General features: G+C 42.1%; 15 protein-coding genes and 1 riboswitch. Of the genes, 7 read left to right on the top strand and 8 right to left on the bottom strand.

Annotated elements, in window-relative coordinates:
• Window positions 1–52: 52 nt before the first annotated feature.
• Window positions 53–970 (bottom strand): site-specific tyrosine recombinase XerD, encoded by a 918-nt coding sequence (gene xerD, locus MP622_RS12970; protein ID WP_016168478.1) that lies wholly within the window; start codon window positions 968–970, stop codon window positions 53–55.
• A 172-nt stretch (window positions 971–1,142) separates the two neighbouring features.
• Between xerD and MP622_RS12965 the strand changes: the two genes are divergently transcribed.
• From MP622_RS12965 to ftsW, 5 genes are all read left to right on the top strand, one after another.
• A complete protein-coding gene (locus MP622_RS12965) occupies window positions 1,143–1,406 on the top strand; it encodes a FeoA family protein (RefSeq protein WP_016168477.1) in 264 nt (87 codons plus the stop codon).
• The gene (locus tag MP622_RS12960; protein ID WP_243791292.1) at window positions 1,403–3,259 is read left to right on the top strand and encodes a ferrous iron transporter B; all 1,857 of its coding nucleotides are present in this window, start codon (window positions 1,403–1,405) and stop codon (window positions 3,257–3,259) included. Before MP622_RS12965 ends, MP622_RS12960 begins: the two co-directional genes overlap by 4 nt.
• A 20-nt stretch (window positions 3,260–3,279) precedes the next feature.
• Entirely contained in the window at window positions 3,280–3,534 is a 255-nt protein-coding gene (locus MP622_RS12955; protein ID WP_044738790.1) for a DUF6587 family protein, read from the top strand.
• Between the two features lie 159 nt (window positions 3,535–3,693).
• Window positions 3,694–5,040 carry a UDP-N-acetylmuramoyl-L-alanine--D-glutamate ligase gene (gene murD / locus MP622_RS12950; RefSeq protein ID WP_243791291.1) on the top strand — a complete coding sequence of 449 codons (1,347 nt, stop codon included), beginning with the start codon at window positions 3,694–3,696 and terminating at the stop codon, window positions 5,038–5,040.
• 23 nt (window positions 5,041–5,063) lie between these two features.
• Window positions 5,064–6,260, top strand: coding sequence for a putative lipid II flippase FtsW (gene ftsW, locus MP622_RS12945; RefSeq protein ID WP_016168473.1), 1,197 nt, complete (start codon window positions 5,064–5,066; stop codon window positions 6,258–6,260).
• A 90-nt stretch (window positions 6,261–6,350) separates the two neighbouring features.
• Here the strand turns inward: ftsW and gluQRS are convergent, their stop codons facing one another.
• The 6 genes from gluQRS to MP622_RS12915 all read right to left on the bottom strand — a co-directional run bounded on the left by gluQRS (window position 6,351) and on the right by MP622_RS12915 (window position 12,829).
• Window positions 6,351–7,271 (bottom strand): tRNA glutamyl-Q(34) synthetase GluQRS, encoded by a 921-nt coding sequence (gene gluQRS / locus MP622_RS12940; protein WP_016168472.1) that lies wholly within the window; start codon window positions 7,269–7,271, stop codon window positions 6,351–6,353.
• A 2-nt stretch (window positions 7,272–7,273) separates the two neighbouring features.
• The gene (gene dksA / locus MP622_RS12935; protein WP_243791289.1) at window positions 7,274–7,801 is read right to left on the bottom strand and encodes an RNA polymerase-binding protein DksA; all 528 of its coding nucleotides are present in this window, start codon (window positions 7,799–7,801) and stop codon (window positions 7,274–7,276) included.
• Between the two features lie 211 nt (window positions 7,802–8,012).
• Entirely contained in the window at window positions 8,013–8,822 is an 810-nt protein-coding gene (gene cpdA, locus MP622_RS12930) for a 3',5'-cyclic-AMP phosphodiesterase (RefSeq protein WP_016168470.1), read from the bottom strand.
• Window positions 8,823–8,832: 10 nt separating this feature from the next.
• Window positions 8,833–9,453, bottom strand: coding sequence for an NUDIX domain-containing protein (locus MP622_RS12925; RefSeq protein WP_243791287.1), 621 nt, complete (start codon window positions 9,451–9,453; stop codon window positions 8,833–8,835).
• 75 nt (window positions 9,454–9,528) lie between these two features.
• Window positions 9,529–11,424 (bottom strand): phosphomethylpyrimidine synthase ThiC, encoded by a 1,896-nt coding sequence (thiC, locus tag MP622_RS12920; protein ID WP_243791285.1) that lies wholly within the window; start codon window positions 11,422–11,424, stop codon window positions 9,529–9,531.
• A 109-nt stretch (window positions 11,425–11,533) separates the two neighbouring features.
• A riboswitch (TPP riboswitch) is annotated at window positions 11,534–11,652 on the bottom strand.
• Window positions 11,653–11,770: 118 nt separating this feature from the next.
• The gene (locus MP622_RS12915) at window positions 11,771–12,829 is read right to left on the bottom strand and encodes a hypothetical protein (RefSeq protein WP_243791283.1); all 1,059 of its coding nucleotides are present in this window, start codon (window positions 12,827–12,829) and stop codon (window positions 11,771–11,773) included.
• Between the two features lie 257 nt (window positions 12,830–13,086).
• On the opposite strand from MP622_RS12915, the gene MP622_RS12910 reads away from it, so the two are divergent.
• Both MP622_RS12910 and phoU read left to right on the top strand, forming a co-directional pair.
• Complete coding sequence (locus MP622_RS12910) at window positions 13,087–14,409, top strand: TolC family outer membrane protein (protein WP_243791281.1); 1,323 nt, start codon at window positions 13,087–13,089, stop codon at window positions 14,407–14,409.
• 108 nt (window positions 14,410–14,517) lie between these two features.
• Window positions 14,518–15,240 (top strand): phosphate signaling complex protein PhoU, encoded by a 723-nt coding sequence (phoU, locus tag MP622_RS12905; RefSeq protein ID WP_016168465.1) that lies wholly within the window; start codon window positions 14,518–14,520, stop codon window positions 15,238–15,240.
• A gap of 430 nt (window positions 15,241–15,670) precedes the next feature.
• On the opposite strand, the gene MP622_RS12900 is transcribed toward phoU, so the two are convergent.
• Window positions 15,671–15,943, bottom strand: coding sequence for an oxidative damage protection protein (locus MP622_RS12900; RefSeq protein ID WP_016168464.1), 273 nt, complete (start codon window positions 15,941–15,943; stop codon window positions 15,671–15,673).
• Window positions 15,944–15,953: the final 10 nt, after the last annotated feature.

Below are 15,953 nucleotides of genomic sequence, written 5' to 3'. Positions count from 1 at the left end.
TGTAGCGTGGTATTTCTTGGTGTGGACTCTGTGAGCGTATTTAATTTATGGTCTAGGCTCGTGGATGGAACTCGGCATGTAGTTGCTGCATACGAACTTGTGCCACATGGGTATAAATTTGTGTGGTCGATAAATCACTATGTCCCAATAATACTTGTACCACACGTAAATCCGCACCATGGTTGAGTAAATGGGTGGCAAATGCATGACGCATGGTATGCGGTGAAAGTTCTGCTTGAATGCCAGCCTGTAGGGCATAGCGCTTAATGGCATACCAGAAATTTTGCCGACTCATAATCCCACCTTGTTGGGTGAGGAACACATAGTCAGTTGCCGATTTATACAGACTTGGTCGGGCTTGTGCCAGATAGCGTTCAATCCATTCAGAAGCCACTTGTCCTAAAGGCACCAAACGTTCTTTGTTGCCTTTACCGACAATCCGTAGATAACCTTGTTTTAAATTGATCAGTTCTAAACGTAAATTTAACAATTCTGATACACGTAAGCCACAGGCGTATAAGACTTCAAACATAGCACGGTCGCGTAAGCCCAATGCAGTACTGGTATCTGGTGCAAGAATTAGGGCTTCTACGTCTTGTTCTGAAAGATCTTTAGGTAAGGCACGTCCAATTTTCGGGGTGCGATGACTAGCAACAGGGTTGTCACTTCGTAGTTTTTGTTCTCTTAAAAATTTAAAAAAAGAACGTAGGGCTGAAAGGCAACGGGCGATAGAACGCGGGCTTTTTCCTTGTTGAGTGAGGCTCAGCAATACATCTGCAATGTCTTCACTTTGCCAATCAATCAAGGCTTTGTTGTGGCATTCGCTGCATTGAATCAGGTCGGAAAGATAGGCATTGCGTGTATGGGGGCTAACGGTTTGTGCAATTAAATAGTCACGGAAACCCTGAAGAAAGCTGAGTTTTTCTGGAATTTGGATAGGTGTAGGTATTCTAGGTTTTTTATTTAACATTCGTGCTTAGAATTCAGGAAACCGATTTAGATTGTTTATCTTAACTAATTTTACAACATTTTTCTGAGTGGACCTTGTGGTATAAAGTGAATGCGAATAGGAATCTAACCTTATTTGGTAATTATTCTCATTTGCGTGTATACTACAGTAAAATATTTTAGGGTTTAGTGCGGTGCTTTTATCTGATTTGAAAGTCAAGCAAACGGCCATCATCCGGAATGTTAAACGTCATGTGGATGGCGATGCAGTTCAGACTGACCTGATAGCAAGTCGTTTAGAGACTTTAGGTTTTGTGCCTGGTACTTCCGTTCAGGTGGTGACAAAAGGTATTTTTGGTGGCGATCCGATTTTAATTCAGGTTGGATTTACCCGTTTCGCACTAAGAAAAGTTGAAGCTGCAAAAATTGAAGTTGAAATGGAAGGAGCACCTGCATGAGTGATGCGTTGCGTATTGCCCTTGTCGGGAATCCTAACTGTGGTAAAACCTCATTATTTAACCATTTAACAGGAACTCGTCAAAAGGTCGCGAACTATGCGGGCGTGACGGTTGAACGTAAAATGGGTCAGTTCTCTTTACCTTCAGGGAAAGCCGTTCGAGTCTTGGACTTGCCTGGAACTTACAGCTTAGATGCAACTAGCCCCGACGAAGCCATCACCCGTGATGTAGTACAAGGTAAAATTGTAGAAGAAGGGCATCAGGATGCATTTTTATGTGTGGTAGATGCCACCAACTTAAAACTGCATTTAGGTCTAGTTCTAGAAATGATTGAATTGGGCCGTCCAATTCTACTAGTTCTAAACATGATGGATGAAGCACGCCGTCGTGGCATGCAGATCAATACCCAGAAATTGTCTGAACGTTTGGGGATTCCTGTTGCTGAAACCGTTGCGGTGCGTAATGCAGGCATCGAAAACTTATTGAATGCTTTAGATCAGGCCAAATATGCCGTACCTCATACAGAATTGAGTGGTCTAAAAGGTTCACATCACCAAAAAATCGCCACAATTTTGCATGACGTCGTTCAGTATGCGGACCAAGAAGATAAACGTTCTGATTTCCTTGATCGTATTTTTTTACATCCCGTACTTGGCTTAGTCACACTTGCGGTGATGATGTTTGTGGTTTTCCAAGCGGTTTTTGCTTGGGCCGCTCCGTTTATGGATGGGATTGAAAGTTTATTTGGCTGGCTGGGTGAAGTGATTGGCGCATCCATCTCGCAACCTTTATTGCATAGTTTGGTGGTTGACGGAATTATTGCGGGTGCGGGCGGTGTCGTAGTGTTTTTGCCTCAGATTATTATTCTGTTCTTCTTTATTTTGGTCTTGGAAGAATCGGGCTATCTACCGCGTGCTGCATTTTTACTGGATAAATTAATGTTTAAAGCAGGCTTGAGTGGACGTGCATTTATTCCATTGCTGTCTAGCTTTGCCTGTGCAGTTCCTGGAATTATGGCAACCCGTAGTATCAGTGACCCACGTGATCGTTTAACCACAATTTTTGTGGCCCCACTAATGACCTGTTCGGCACGTCTACCTGTATATGCTTTATTAATTGCGGCATTTATTCCTGCGCAAACCGTGTGGGGAATTTTTAATTTGCAAGGCTTGGTGCTATTTGCTTTGTATATGGCGGGTATTTTCAGTGCGTTGGTTGTTTCATTTGTATTGAAATTTTTCCAAAAAGATAAATCGCAACATGCGTTGCTGATGGAGCTGCCAAGTTACCGTTTTCCTGACCTAAAAAGTGTCGGTATTGGTTTGTTGGATCGTACCAAAATCTTTATGAAACGTGTTGGTGGCATTATTTTCGCGCTTTCTATTTTGCTGTGGTTCTTGTGTACTTTCCCTCAGCCGCCTGCGGGCGCGACTCTGCCGGATATCGATTATTCCTTCGCAGGAATGTTGGGGCATATCATGCAGCCTATCTTTGCACCCTTGGGTTTTAACTGGCAGATTTGTATTGCCTTGATTCCAGCTATGGCGGCACGTGAGGTTGTCGTTGCGGCTTTGGGCACAGTCTATGCTTTATCTGCGGTGGATGATGATGCTATGTCGCAAGGATTGGCGGCAATCATTGGTGGTAATAGTGACTTAGGGTGGTCTTTGGCAACAGGTTTGTCTTTATTGGTCTGGTTTGTTTATGCGCCACATTGTTTAGCGACTTTAGCAACTGTACGTCGTGAAACAGGTTCATGGAAAACCGTGAGCTTTATGACCGCGTATTTATTTGGTTTAGCGTATTTGATGTCATTCCTGACTTTTCAAATTGCGTCGCACTATTTAGGTTAATCTGCAAGGAGACTCTGAACATGGTTGAAATTCTGATTGTTGCAGCCTTGGTGCTGTGGAGTACACTGGTGGTGTTTAAGAAAGTGTTTCCGAAAACGTCCAATAAAACCTTTGGCGTATTGGCAGAATTTACGCAAAAGCAGGGTTGGAACACGCTATCTAAATGGCTGAAGCCTGCGTCTGTTGCAGGTTGTGGTGGCGGTTGTGGCTGTAGCCAAGAGGATGCACCTAGTGCCAATAAAAATGTTGAGATTCAAGCCGTGAAGTGGAAATAAGCAAATTTCCCCTAATCACAAAAAAGCCGTCAAATTTGACGGCTTTTTTACGCACTGACACAAAAAAACAGAGAGAAAGTCAAAACAGAAAAAGCATTCAAAACAGCAAAGTGCTAACATTTTGTCAGTTTTACCAATCAACCAAAACATGGGGCAAAAATGTTAATACAGCGTGGTGGATTAAAAGTCGTTGCAGGACTTGGAATTTCAGGTGTTGCAGCAGTAAATTTCTTACATGAGAAGGGCTACCGCGTTGCAGTAACAGATTCACGAGCAACTCCACCAGGGCATGATCAAATTCCTGCCGAGGTACAAACCAGTTTTGGTCAATTAGATCGAGAACTTTTATTACAAGCTGAAGAAATTATTGTCAGTCCAGGGTTGGATTTGAAATTACCCGAATTACAAGCTGCGATTGCACATCAAATTCCAGTTGTCAGCGAAATTCAGGTATTACGCCGTGCCACGGACAAACCGATTGTGGCAATTACAGGTTCAAATGCAAAAAGTACCGTGACCACGTTATTTGGTCTCATGGCTCAAGAAGCAGGTAAGAAAGTTGCTGTAGGCGGTAATTTAGGACGACCAGCGCTAGATTTAACCAAGGATGATCCAGAACTGTATATTCTTGAATTATCGAGCTTTCAGCTTGAAACGACTTCGAACTTGAATGCAGCGGTTGCAGTAGTTCTGAATATGAGTGAAGACCATTTAGACCGTCATGGAGATATGTGGGGCTATCATCAAGCCAAACACCGTATTTTCCAAGGTGTGAAAAAAGTGGTGTACAACCGTGATGATTCGTTAACTCGTCCTTTGGTACCCGATGTGACGCCATTGCAAAGTTTTGGCTTAAATGCACCAGATCTGAATCAATACGGCATTTTAAAAGATGATGATGGTACCATCTGGTTGGCACGTGGTCGTGAGCGTTTATTGAGAAGTTCGGACATGTACATTCAAGGTACGCACAATGTCGCAAATGCCTTAGCATGTTTGGCTTTAGGTGAGGCGATTGGCTTACCACTTGAGTCGATGTTGAATACTTTGAAGCATTTTAAAGGTTTAGAACATCGCTGTGAATTTGTGAAAGAGGTGAGCCAAGTCCGATATTATAATGATTCTAAAGGCACCAATATTGGCGCAACTTTGGCTGCAATTGATGGATTAGGAGCTGCGATTGAAGCTCAGCAAGGTAAAGTAGCGATTATCTTGGGTGGACAAGGAAAAGGACAAGATTTTACTGCTTTGAAAGATTCACTAGTCAAATACGCTAAACTTGCGGTGTTGATCGGTGAAGATGCGAACCTGATCGAACACGCGATTGCAGGAACTACGACCATCTTGCATGCTGCAACATTAAAAGAAGCAGTAGCATTGTGCCAAGTACATACCCAGCCACATGATGTGGTGCTATTGTCTCCAGCATGTGCAAGTTTTGATATGTTTAAAAGTTATGGTGATCGTGGTCATCAGTTTGTCGATTGTGTGAATGCTCTAACTTAAAAGAATGATAAGGAGAGAGTTGTATGGCAGGTTTAGCTCAGACAACGATCAATAAATTTCAACAATTTTATGACCGTGTCAGTCCGCGAATTCCAGCGGAATTTACGGCAAGAAATGTGCTGATTTTTTGTGTGATTGCTTTGCTGTGTTTAGGTTCTATCATGGTGGCTTCGGCTTCCATGCCTTATGCAGATCGAATGTTGGAGAATCCATTCCATTATGTTGTACGCCATGCTATTTCCATTGTAGTGGCTGGCATTGCCGCATTTTTGGCTTATCGGGTTTCGCTGAACGTATGGTTCAATAATACTTTTTCGTTGTGGCTCATCACCATTGCCTTGCTCGCTGCTGTCTTGGTGATCGGGACAGAGGTGAATGGTTCCACACGATGGATTCGTATAGCTGGCTTTACCTTGCAAGCCACGGAAGTTGCTAAGGTCATGATGGCCATCTTTACAGCCGATTATGTTGTGCGCCGCGCTGCGGAAGTCAGGAACAACGTTAAAGGTTTGGTACGGCTTGCTGCAATCATGATTTTAACGGTTGGTTTGATTATTGCTGAACCCGATTTAGGTGCAACAGTGGTGATTGTGCTGATGATGTTGGGTGTGTTCTTTTTAGCAGGCGCACCCGTAATTCAGTTTGGTATTGCGCTTGGTGCGATTCTAACTGCATTCTTTTTCCTGATTGTATTTGAGCCTTACCGTTTTGAGCGTCTGATGTCGTTCTCTAACCCTTGGAACGATCCTTTGGGGGCAGGTTATCAGTTGTCGAACGCATTGATGGCCTTTGGTCGTGGTGAGTGGGTCGGTGTAGGTCTGGGTCACAGTATCCAAAAAATGTCGTATTTACCTGAAGCACATACCGACTTTATGTTGGCAGTGTTAGGAGAGGAATTCGGCTTTTTAGGCATTACTGTGGTATTGCTTTTGTCTTTTGGGATGTTGGTGTGCTGTATTAAAATTGGTCATCGTGCGCTACGCAATCAATACTTGCGCGCAGGTTATTTGGCTTATGGCATCAGCATTATTTTCTTGCTGCAAATTCTGGTCAATGCGGGTATGAATATGGGGATGTTACCGACCAAAGGTTTAACTTTGCCTTTTATTAGTTATGGTGGTTCATCTTTAATTATGTGTGCAGTGATGATCAGCTTAATTCTGAAAATTGATGCAACCACGCAAGACATTAACCCAAGTAAGGAAGAATCAAGTTTCTAAGCCTATTGGGTATGTGGCTAATTAAGCACATATATTCTATTTGAAAACCTCTTGTCTAATCAGATGAGAGGTTTTTTATTTTCTCTAGCATTAGAGATAGTGTCCTTCCAATTCGATACAGTGAGGAATGAGATCGGTATTCCACTGCGCCACAGCCTGTTGCAGCATGATTTCAGGTCGGTCTATATCTACTTCGGGTTGATGCAGAGCGTGTAGCGCCTGTTGTAATAGTTCAGGTGCTTGCTTCGGGTCTAAGGCTTTTGCAAGGTTTTGTTTCGAAAGTTTTTGTCCCTGATCATTCATGGCGAGTGGTAAATGCATGTAACTCAGGGTGGGGTAGCCCAAAAGTTGCGCCAGCCAAATTTGACGTTCAGTATTATCCAGCAGGTCTGCACCACGTACTACATGGGTGATGCCTTGTAAATAATCATCTACAACAACAGCGAGTTGATAATTGATAATGCCGTCTCGACGTTTGAGTACGAAGTCCCCCAAATCCTGTTTTAAATTGCAACAGTGTAGCCCTTGCAAGCGATCTTGAAAGCAAATACGTTGATCTTGCACCTTAACGCGAATGGCTTGATGTTCAAACGCCAGACCTAAATCACGACAAGTTCCTGCATAGATATGATTAGAGCCCAGCATTTTACGGGTACAGGCACAGGCATAGACTTGACCTATAGCATGTAACTGCTCAATGACTGTTTCATAAAGGGCTAGACGATCTTTCTGGAAGATAATCTCAGCATCGGGATAAAGTTGAAAGGCTTCTAGACATTGTAGAATATGCTGTTCACTGCCAGGATAAATACGCGGAATATCGGTATCTTCTACACGAACCAGCCATTGCCCTTGTTGTGCTTTGGCATCGCAATAACTCGCAACGGCGGTGAGTAAGGAGCCAAAATGCAAAGGGCCGGTTGGCGATGGAGCAAACCGACCCACATAAGCCATCCTATTGTCCCCTTCCTTCTGTAAGGCAAGGGTTAGGGGAGGATTATTGAATAACATGCTTAACCGTTATTTTGTTTCTCTTTGATTTCCGCCAAGGTTTTGCAATCAATACATAGAGTCGCAGTTGGACGTGCTTCTAAACGGCGTAAACCAATTTCGATACCACAAGTTTCACAGAAACCGTAATCATCATTTTTGATGGCTTCAATCGATTGTTCAATTTTACGAATCAACTTACGTTCACGGTCACGTGTTCTTAATTCAATTGCAAATTCTTCTTCTTGCGTTGCACGGTCATTTACGTCAGGCAATGCAGTATTTTCGTCTTGCATGGTGTTGAGGGTACGATCCACTTCAGACATGAGCTCTGCTTTCCATGCCAGTAAAATCTGACGGAAGTGCTCAAGCTGTCCTTCAGACATGTATTCTTCATTCTTTTTTGGCTGATAAGGTTCAATACCAAATAAGCTCGCAGTAGAACCACCTTCTGTTGCCTTCGGCTTTGCTTTACGTACGCGCTTGGTAGATTTGTCATCTACAACATCTGTATGTTCATCCAAGACTTGGATTTGGTTATCATTCGCCATATAGGGCATTCCTCATCATATACGTACATCTATACGCAAAAAATATGGTGATATGCAAGTGTTTTTATCTACCGCCCATGCGGAGATTGTTCCACAGGGGTCGTCATCATATAGACTTTTTTCAGTTCTGGATAGTCTTTGATGTTTCGATTTAAGCTATCACCTTTTATTTAGCAGCCATAACATAATGGAAATAAAATGAAATGAAAAGTTAGTAGCCTGTAATTTCAATATTTATTTTTTTTTGTATGGGCTGTGTGCGATGCACTTGAGTTGTAAACTCACCATTGGCTTTTAATTGTACGACGCGATAGCCAGGTGCTTCATCATCCAGCGCAAAATCATCACTATGTGGTTTAAATTGTACGCAGGTTGATGGGGTGGATAGGAAATGTATGCCATGCCATTGATTTTCCGAGGCTTGATGCACATGGCCACACAATACCAATTTGACATTCGAGTGTTTAGCCAAAACGTCGGTCAGGTGCTCAGTGTTTTTCAGAATATGTTGATCGATCCAACGGGACTGCATTTCAAAAGGGTGGTGGTGGCAGGCAATTAAAATGGATTGCTCAGCATGTAGGTTGAGAATTTGATCCAGTTGTTTGAGTTGTTCGGTATTAATCCAGCCATCAATTTTGCCTTTGACGGCACTATTGAGCAGCACTAAACACCAATTTCCTATAGGAATGGCATGGACTTTATTTTGCTGGTCATGAAATGGAAAGAATTCCTCACTATCATGGTTGCCAGGCACTTGGTAGTATTGAAAACCTGTGGTTTGCATAAAAGCAAGGTAGCGCTGATAGGTTTCAGACACAGGAACCTGCGCCAAATCACCCGTATGAATCAGCGCGTGGGCATGTGGATATTCATGTTGAATTTGCGCCATCACCCGATGAAAACTTTGCTCAGGATTCATATGCACAAATTCTAAATCATCCTGATTCATTAAATGTGTATCTGAAATTTGTATAATGGTCCAGCTTTGTGGCTGTTCATGTGGTTGTTTTAAAGTCATGTCCTTCCCCTTAGACATTCCTTATAGTTTTAATGTGTTGTTCTAACCATTGCAATGCCATGATGACAGGCGCATTTCTGAGCCGACCATTGGTCAGTAGATTATGTATGTCGGCATAATCAAGAATATGCAATTGAATATTCTCGCCTTCATCAGCAACTCCGAATATTCCACCTTGTTCAGGGAGTACTGCTTCTGCACTATATAGATGAAAAAGCTCTGCACATGCTCCGGCAGAAGGATAAAAACTGAATAGATGCTGCAAATCTTGCAACTCACAACCTGACTCTTCTAGGCTTTCTCGGCGGATACAGCTTTCAGGTGACTCATCACCATCGAGTACGCCAGCAATGACTTCCAGTTGCCATGGCGAGTCTTGATCATCCATTGCGCCAATACGAAACTGTTCAATTAAAGCGAATTTTTGTTGATGGTCATTATAAATTAAAACCCCTGCCGCTTCGGGACGCTGAATTAATTCCCGATGAATAATAGAGGTATATTCGCTTTGCTGAAATAAACGATGTTTGAGGCTGACTTTTTCAACCTGAATAAAGCCACGAAATAAATATTCTCGAGAAAGAATGTCTACTTCGTCGCTGTTATACGTTGCTCGTTTAATAATATTCATAAAGCTCGGTCAGGATGAAAATGACTATTTCATCCTAACGGAGTTTTTTCTGAACACCAATATTTTTTTAGCTAATTACACTTTATGGTACAATTTTTGACCATGTTCGTGGTAGACATTTTTCATTGCTTGTAGACCTGATTCTACATCTGAATCGACTTCTTCTGATGCTGACGCATTTTTCTGATTTTGCGCATAATCTCGAACATTCTGAGTAATTTTCATGGAGCAGAATTTTGGTCCGCACATTGAGCAGAAATGGGCAGATTTATGTGCTTCTTTTGGCATGGTTTCGTCATGCATGCTACGTGCTGTGTCAGGGTCTAAGGCCAAGTTGAATTGATCTTCCCAGCGGAATTCAAAACGTGCTTTAGACAAAGCATTATCACGAGCTTGGGCACCAGGATGACCTTTGGCCAAATCCGCAGCATGTGCAGCAATTTTATACGTGATAATGCCATCTTTAACATCTTTCTTATTTGGTAAGCCTAGATGTTCTTTCGGTGTGACATAACACAGCATGGCGGTGCCGTACCAACCAATCATGGCCGCACCAATTGCAGATGTAATGTGGTCATAACCCGGAGCGATATCAGTTGTTAAAGGCCCAAGTGTATAGAAAGGGGCTTCTTTACAGACTTCTAGTTGTAGATCCATATTTTCCTTGATCATATGCATCGGCACATGTCCCGGACCTTCAATCATCACCTGTACATCATGTTCCCAAGCGCGGTGTGTCAGTTCACCTAAAGTTTTCAGTTCACTGAACTGTGCTTCGTCATTGGCATCTTGCACACAACCTGGACGTAAACCATCGCCTAAACTGAATGAAACATCATAGGCTTTCATGATTTCGCAGATTTCATCAAAATGCGTATACAAGAAATTTTCTTGATGATGGGCTAGACACCACTGCGCCATGATTGAACCACCGCGCGACACAATACCCGTTAAACGATTGGCAGTCATTGGTACATAGCGTAGCAATACACCTGCGTGAATCGTGAAGTAGTCAACGCCTTGTTCGGCTTGTTCAATTAATGTGTCTTTGAAGATTTCCCAAGTGAGGTCTTCTGCAACACCATCAACTTTTTCCAGTGCTTGATAAATTGGTACGGTACCGATTGGAACAGGTGAGTTACGAATAATCCATTCACGTGTTTCATGAATATTTTTACCCGTTGATAAGTCCATGATGGTGTCAGCACCCCAACGGGTTGCCCATGTCATTTTTGCCACTTCTTCATCAATGCTAGAACCTAGTGCCGAGTTCCCAATATTGGCATTAATTTTCACCAAGAAATTACGTCCAATAATCATGGGTTCAATTTCAGGATGGTTAATATTGGCAGGAATAATGGCACGGCCTGCAGCAATTTCTTGACGGACAAACTCAGGGGTAATTTCACGTAAATTTTGTGCCCCGAAATTTTGACCTGCATGTTGACGCATATCCACGCCTTCACGTTGGCGTTGGTTTTCACGAATCGCAATATATTCCATTTCTGGGGTAATAATGCCTTGCTTGGCATAATGCATTTGCGTGACATTTTTACCCGCTTTAGCGCGACGTGGGTTTTGAATATGTGCAAAACGAATGTCAGCCGTGCGAATGTCTTTCAGGCGTTCTTGCCCAAATTTTGAAGTCAGACCTGTAAGGACTTCTGTGTCGTCACGTTCTTCAATCCAAGTTTGGCGTACCCAAGGTAAACCTTTGTTCAGATCAATCGAAACATTCGGGTCAGTATAAACCCCAGAGGTGTCATAGACACGTAAAGGCAGATTTTGTTCGCCACCTAAACCTGTTGGGGTATCAGTGAGGCTAATTTCACGGAAGGGTACACGAATATCAGGGCGTGAGCCTTCAATATAGACTTTGTTTGAAGCAGGTAAAATTCGAGTTAAATCTTTTGCATCTTGCTCATGTTGAGCTGAAACTTCAGCAGGGGAAAGATTCGTTAATTGGTTCATAGCATGATCCTTATGAATGACATCAACGAATCAAGCACGACCAAAACTTGGCTGGTCTTCTGGTTTAAATTTTAGGAATCAATTCACCAGATAGACGGAGGGCGGCAGTTTTTAGGGAGCGCTTGATTCCTACGCAGGTGTTAACCTGATCAGGTTCAACGGTACTTGTGCTCATGTTTAGAACTACACAATCTCAGCGAGGGATTACTCGCGCTCCGTCAAGCTAGGACAAATGGTAGCATGCAATCAGGGAAATGCCCATGTATATTTCATGACATTCGTTAGCAAAGAAAAAGGACTTATTGTTATTGTGGGTTGTATGAAAAAGAATGAAAAATGGTGCAGATTATTTTGCTGATGGAAGACAAATCGCATCACTGAAACAGTCACGAGGCGAACGTGTATTCAGCTCAGGTAGACCTAAAAATTGATCTAATTGTTTTAAAGTCAGTAGATTACTTTGCCCAGATTGTTTTTGCTGTGGACTGAGTTGCACCGGAATTTGGGTGTTACGTTGTTGTTCTGATAATTCTAAGAATTGCAAAAAACGTCGTGCTTGCCACGTCAGATGGGAATGTTGCAATTTTGCCAGTTTTTCAATCTCAAAGAGACTGCTACTGTTAATGGCATTTTGATCGCTATAACTTTCTGAGACTGGAGAGTTATTCATACCTTTAAATAAGAAATGCGTATACATCTCTAAGAGATACTCTGCGTCATTTCGATAGCTACTGCGTGGATATTGCTGTAAATAATTTTCCCAGAATAAGGCACGTGCCACAATGACTTGCGGGTCAATGGTCAAGGCGCCATCCAGAAATGGGGCTTGCATGTTTTGCTGTGCCAATTCAGTAATAAAGACTTTTTCAGCTTCAGGCATGTAGGGTGCAAACACAATTGCGAGATACTGTGGGCTACGGCGGTAAGCGAGCATTCCTTCGCCTTGGTCGATCAGTTCAATATAGGCCTGTCCCTGATGCTTAATCAGATATTGGTCACGCAGGGAAAATTGTTCAAAATGACTTTGTTGAATGGTGGGATGCTGTGCCATATCAAATGCATATTGCTCAAAAGCCAATTGTTGTTGTGGGGTGCGTTCAACTTGTAAAAAATTATCGTACATGATGCCAGAAAGTTTTAGTAAATCTTTCTGTTCAGCCAGTTTTACGAGTGGAAGACAGACTTTGAGATCTTGATTAATTTCTTCGAGGGCAAAGGTTGTACGTTGGTTATTAATTTCCAACATATTCTTTTTCAGGTTTTTGCACATTTCAGTTAAATCAACTGTAGTTTCTTGTTGTTGCTGTTTGGGAGGTTGTTCCTGAGCAACTTGAGATTCTGGTTGCTGGCAAGCACTCAGCAACATGCCACACAACAAGAGAAAACAGGGTTTTAATGAAAGCATAAACTTGAATTTCACAGCCGTTAAGAATGTAAACCTAAAAGATAAGCAGGAGCAGGGAGCAAGGCTTTATTTTAAGCTGAAATCTTGCAGTAGGTTTGTACTATTGTGAGGGAGTTTGGTTACTAAACCAGAGCTGTTTTAGTAGGTGATTATGGTTAAAACCCGTGCAAAATTGCACTGATCACGTTAATTTAGCAGAGTTTGTAGGGGCTTATGACGTTACATACAATATGAAACGGTTTGAATCAGGGATAAGAATGAAGAAACTTTGGTTGCTCGGTTTGTCTTTAAGTTTTCACATGGCTGAAGCACATGCTTTGGATTTGGTACAAGCCTATGCAAGGGCGCAACAGACAGATCCAAATTGGCAAGCAAATAAGCTGAAATACGAAGCAGACCAGCTCAATTTAGGTATTGCCAAAGGGAACTTATTGCCAACGATCACGGTTTCAGCCAGTAGCACCCGAAAATCACAGCAGAATTCAGATACATCACAATCTTCCTTAGAGATTCCTTCGGCCACCACGACTCATCAGGTTGCCGTCACTGCCCGACAGCCCTTGTTTCGTTGGGATGCATGGGAAGGTTTTAAACAAGTGGAGACTTCAGTCAACTTAAGTGAAGTGACCTTAAAATTACAGCAACAGCAGCATATTTTAACGGTAGCAGAAAGTTATTTTGATGTGTTGCGTCAGCAAAGTTTAACGCAAGCTTATTTACAGGAAGAACAAGCCCTGTTGCAGCAATTGAATATGATGAATGCCAAGTTACGAGAAGGTTTGGTGGCTAAAAGTGATGTCAGTGAAGCACAAGCGCAGTATCAGAATGCACGAGCAAACCGCATTGCAACCCAAGTGCAATTGTTATTGGCACAAGAGCAATTACAGCAGTTAATTGGTCCTTATCGCGACAAACTTGCGGTCATTCGGGATGATTTTGTCTATCAAAAGCCTCAACCTGCCCAATTGACAGCATGGGAAGATTTGGCCCGCAACCATAATTTAGAAATACAACAAGCACGATTACAACAACGCTATGCCGAAGATCAAAAACGGGTGGAAAAAGCGGCGCTCTATCCGCAGCTCGAAGCTGTCGGGACCTATGGTTATAATCAGCAGCAGCCTTCAAGTGTGCTGTCAAATGATGGTCAATTTGACCAGATTGGCATTGAAATGAATTGGAATGCTTTTACAGGTGGACGAACACAGCGTTCTATTCAAAAAGCAGCGGTGAATGTGCGTAAATCTGAAGCACAACTCGATGCTACCATTCGTAAAGCGCAAACTGAGGTGAAGAAAGCGTTTTATCAGGTGGAAACTGATCAAGCCAAACTCGAAGCCCGTCAGGCTGCCATGCAATCTTCCCAAGTGGTGTCAGAGGCTTCTCAGGCACAATATCAGGAAGGTTTAAAAACCATGGTCGACGTGTTGCTGGCACAGCGCAATGCATTTTCAACCAAGCAAGATTATGTAAATGCCAAATATGACTATGTTTTGAATGTGTTGCGTTTAAAAGCAGCCGTTGGTCAATTGAATGAACAAGCGTTACAGCAAATGAATGTTTGGTTGGTCGAAAAATAAAGTGAAATACTGGTATTGATTCTCTGTTGTCATCAAATATTCATAATAGGTATGCTTTAATATTGAGCGAAAGCGTTTGTCTTTAACCGCTGTTGTGGAGTGTTGATTTTGAGTCCAAGTAACCCTGTTTTAAACCATCATATTTCTTCGCAATTTAATGAAGATTTACAGGCTGTAAATACCAAATTTATGACCATGGGTGGTTTGGTTGAACAACAAGTGGCGAATGCAATCCACGCTTTACTCGATACTGATGCCAACTTAGCCATTGATGTGCAATATCAGGACAATACTGTCAATCGTTATGAGCGTGAAATTGACGAAGCGCTCACGTTAATTTTAGCGCGTCGTCATCCTGCGGCGATTGATTTACGTATGGTGATTGCCATGAGTAAAGCCAACACTGATTTAGAACGTATTGGTGATGAAGCAGCTAAAATTGCTCGCATTGCACAAAGTCTTTGTGAAGAAGGTGGTTCCCCACGTGGTTACATGGAAACCCGTCATATCGGCAATCAAGTCCGTGTCATGATTCATGATGCTTTAGATGCTTTTGCACGTCTAGATGTGGATCAGGCGCTACGAGTTATGTTGGCAGATGCGGATATTGACCGTGAATACCAGTCGGCAACCCGTACTTTAATGACTTATATGATTGAAGATCCACGTCATATTTCTCGTGTCATTAACGTGATGTGGGTTTTACGTTCATTGGAGCGTATTGGTGATCATGCCCGCAATATTTCCGAACAAGTCATCTATATGGTAAAAGGTTTGGATGTTCGACATACCAGCGTGGCTGAAATTGAAGAAAAAGTTCAAGAGCGTTAAGAATTACTTCATATTAGAACAATTCAAATGATTTGATTAAATGTTGCTAAAGACTTATGTAGAACCTACATAAGTCTTTTTTATTGTATTGAGAGTGACCGAAGTTGTAGAGCAAGTTAAAAAAAATCCCAGATTTTGGGGGAAATCTGGGAATAAAATAAATAGGGGGATATTATTTTAGTATTCAGAGATGTCTCCATCTCCTTAATTGTCATTATAGTGAGGTGCTGCACATGACTCATGTAGGATATTGTGTGCAAATGTAGTCTTATTTATGGATATGTAGCTTTTTATATCTCAAGCCTTGAAATTGAATTCACTACCCCAATGCTTGCCTTAAGCCAGATTTAGTTGAATAAAATTCAAAAACATACATAAAAAAAGACCAGCCTGTTTGACTGGTCTTTTCATTTTTAGCATTCAAACAAACTTAAGCTTCTGGTTTCCAACCTTCGGCAGTTTCAATACTGCTGTCATTGCTAAAAAACTTCTCACGTTGCTCTTCTAAAAATTTTTTTGATTCAGGTTCAAACACATTTAAACGCTTTTCATTGATCAGTGTGGTTTGGTGTTTTAACCATTCTTGCCAAGCTTGCTTAGAAATGTTGTTGAAGAACTCTTCGCCTTTGGCACCAGGGAATGGAGCAAAGTCTAAGCCTTCCATCTCTTTTTGATATTTACGGCAGAATACTTGTCGAGACATGGTGAAACCC

The sequence above is a fragment of the Acinetobacter sp. PK01 genome (genome assembly GCF_022819285.1).
Classification (GTDB): Bacteria; Pseudomonadota; Gammaproteobacteria; order Pseudomonadales; family Moraxellaceae; genus Acinetobacter; species Acinetobacter tandoii.
This window is presented reverse-complemented; position numbering and strand designations above follow the sequence as displayed.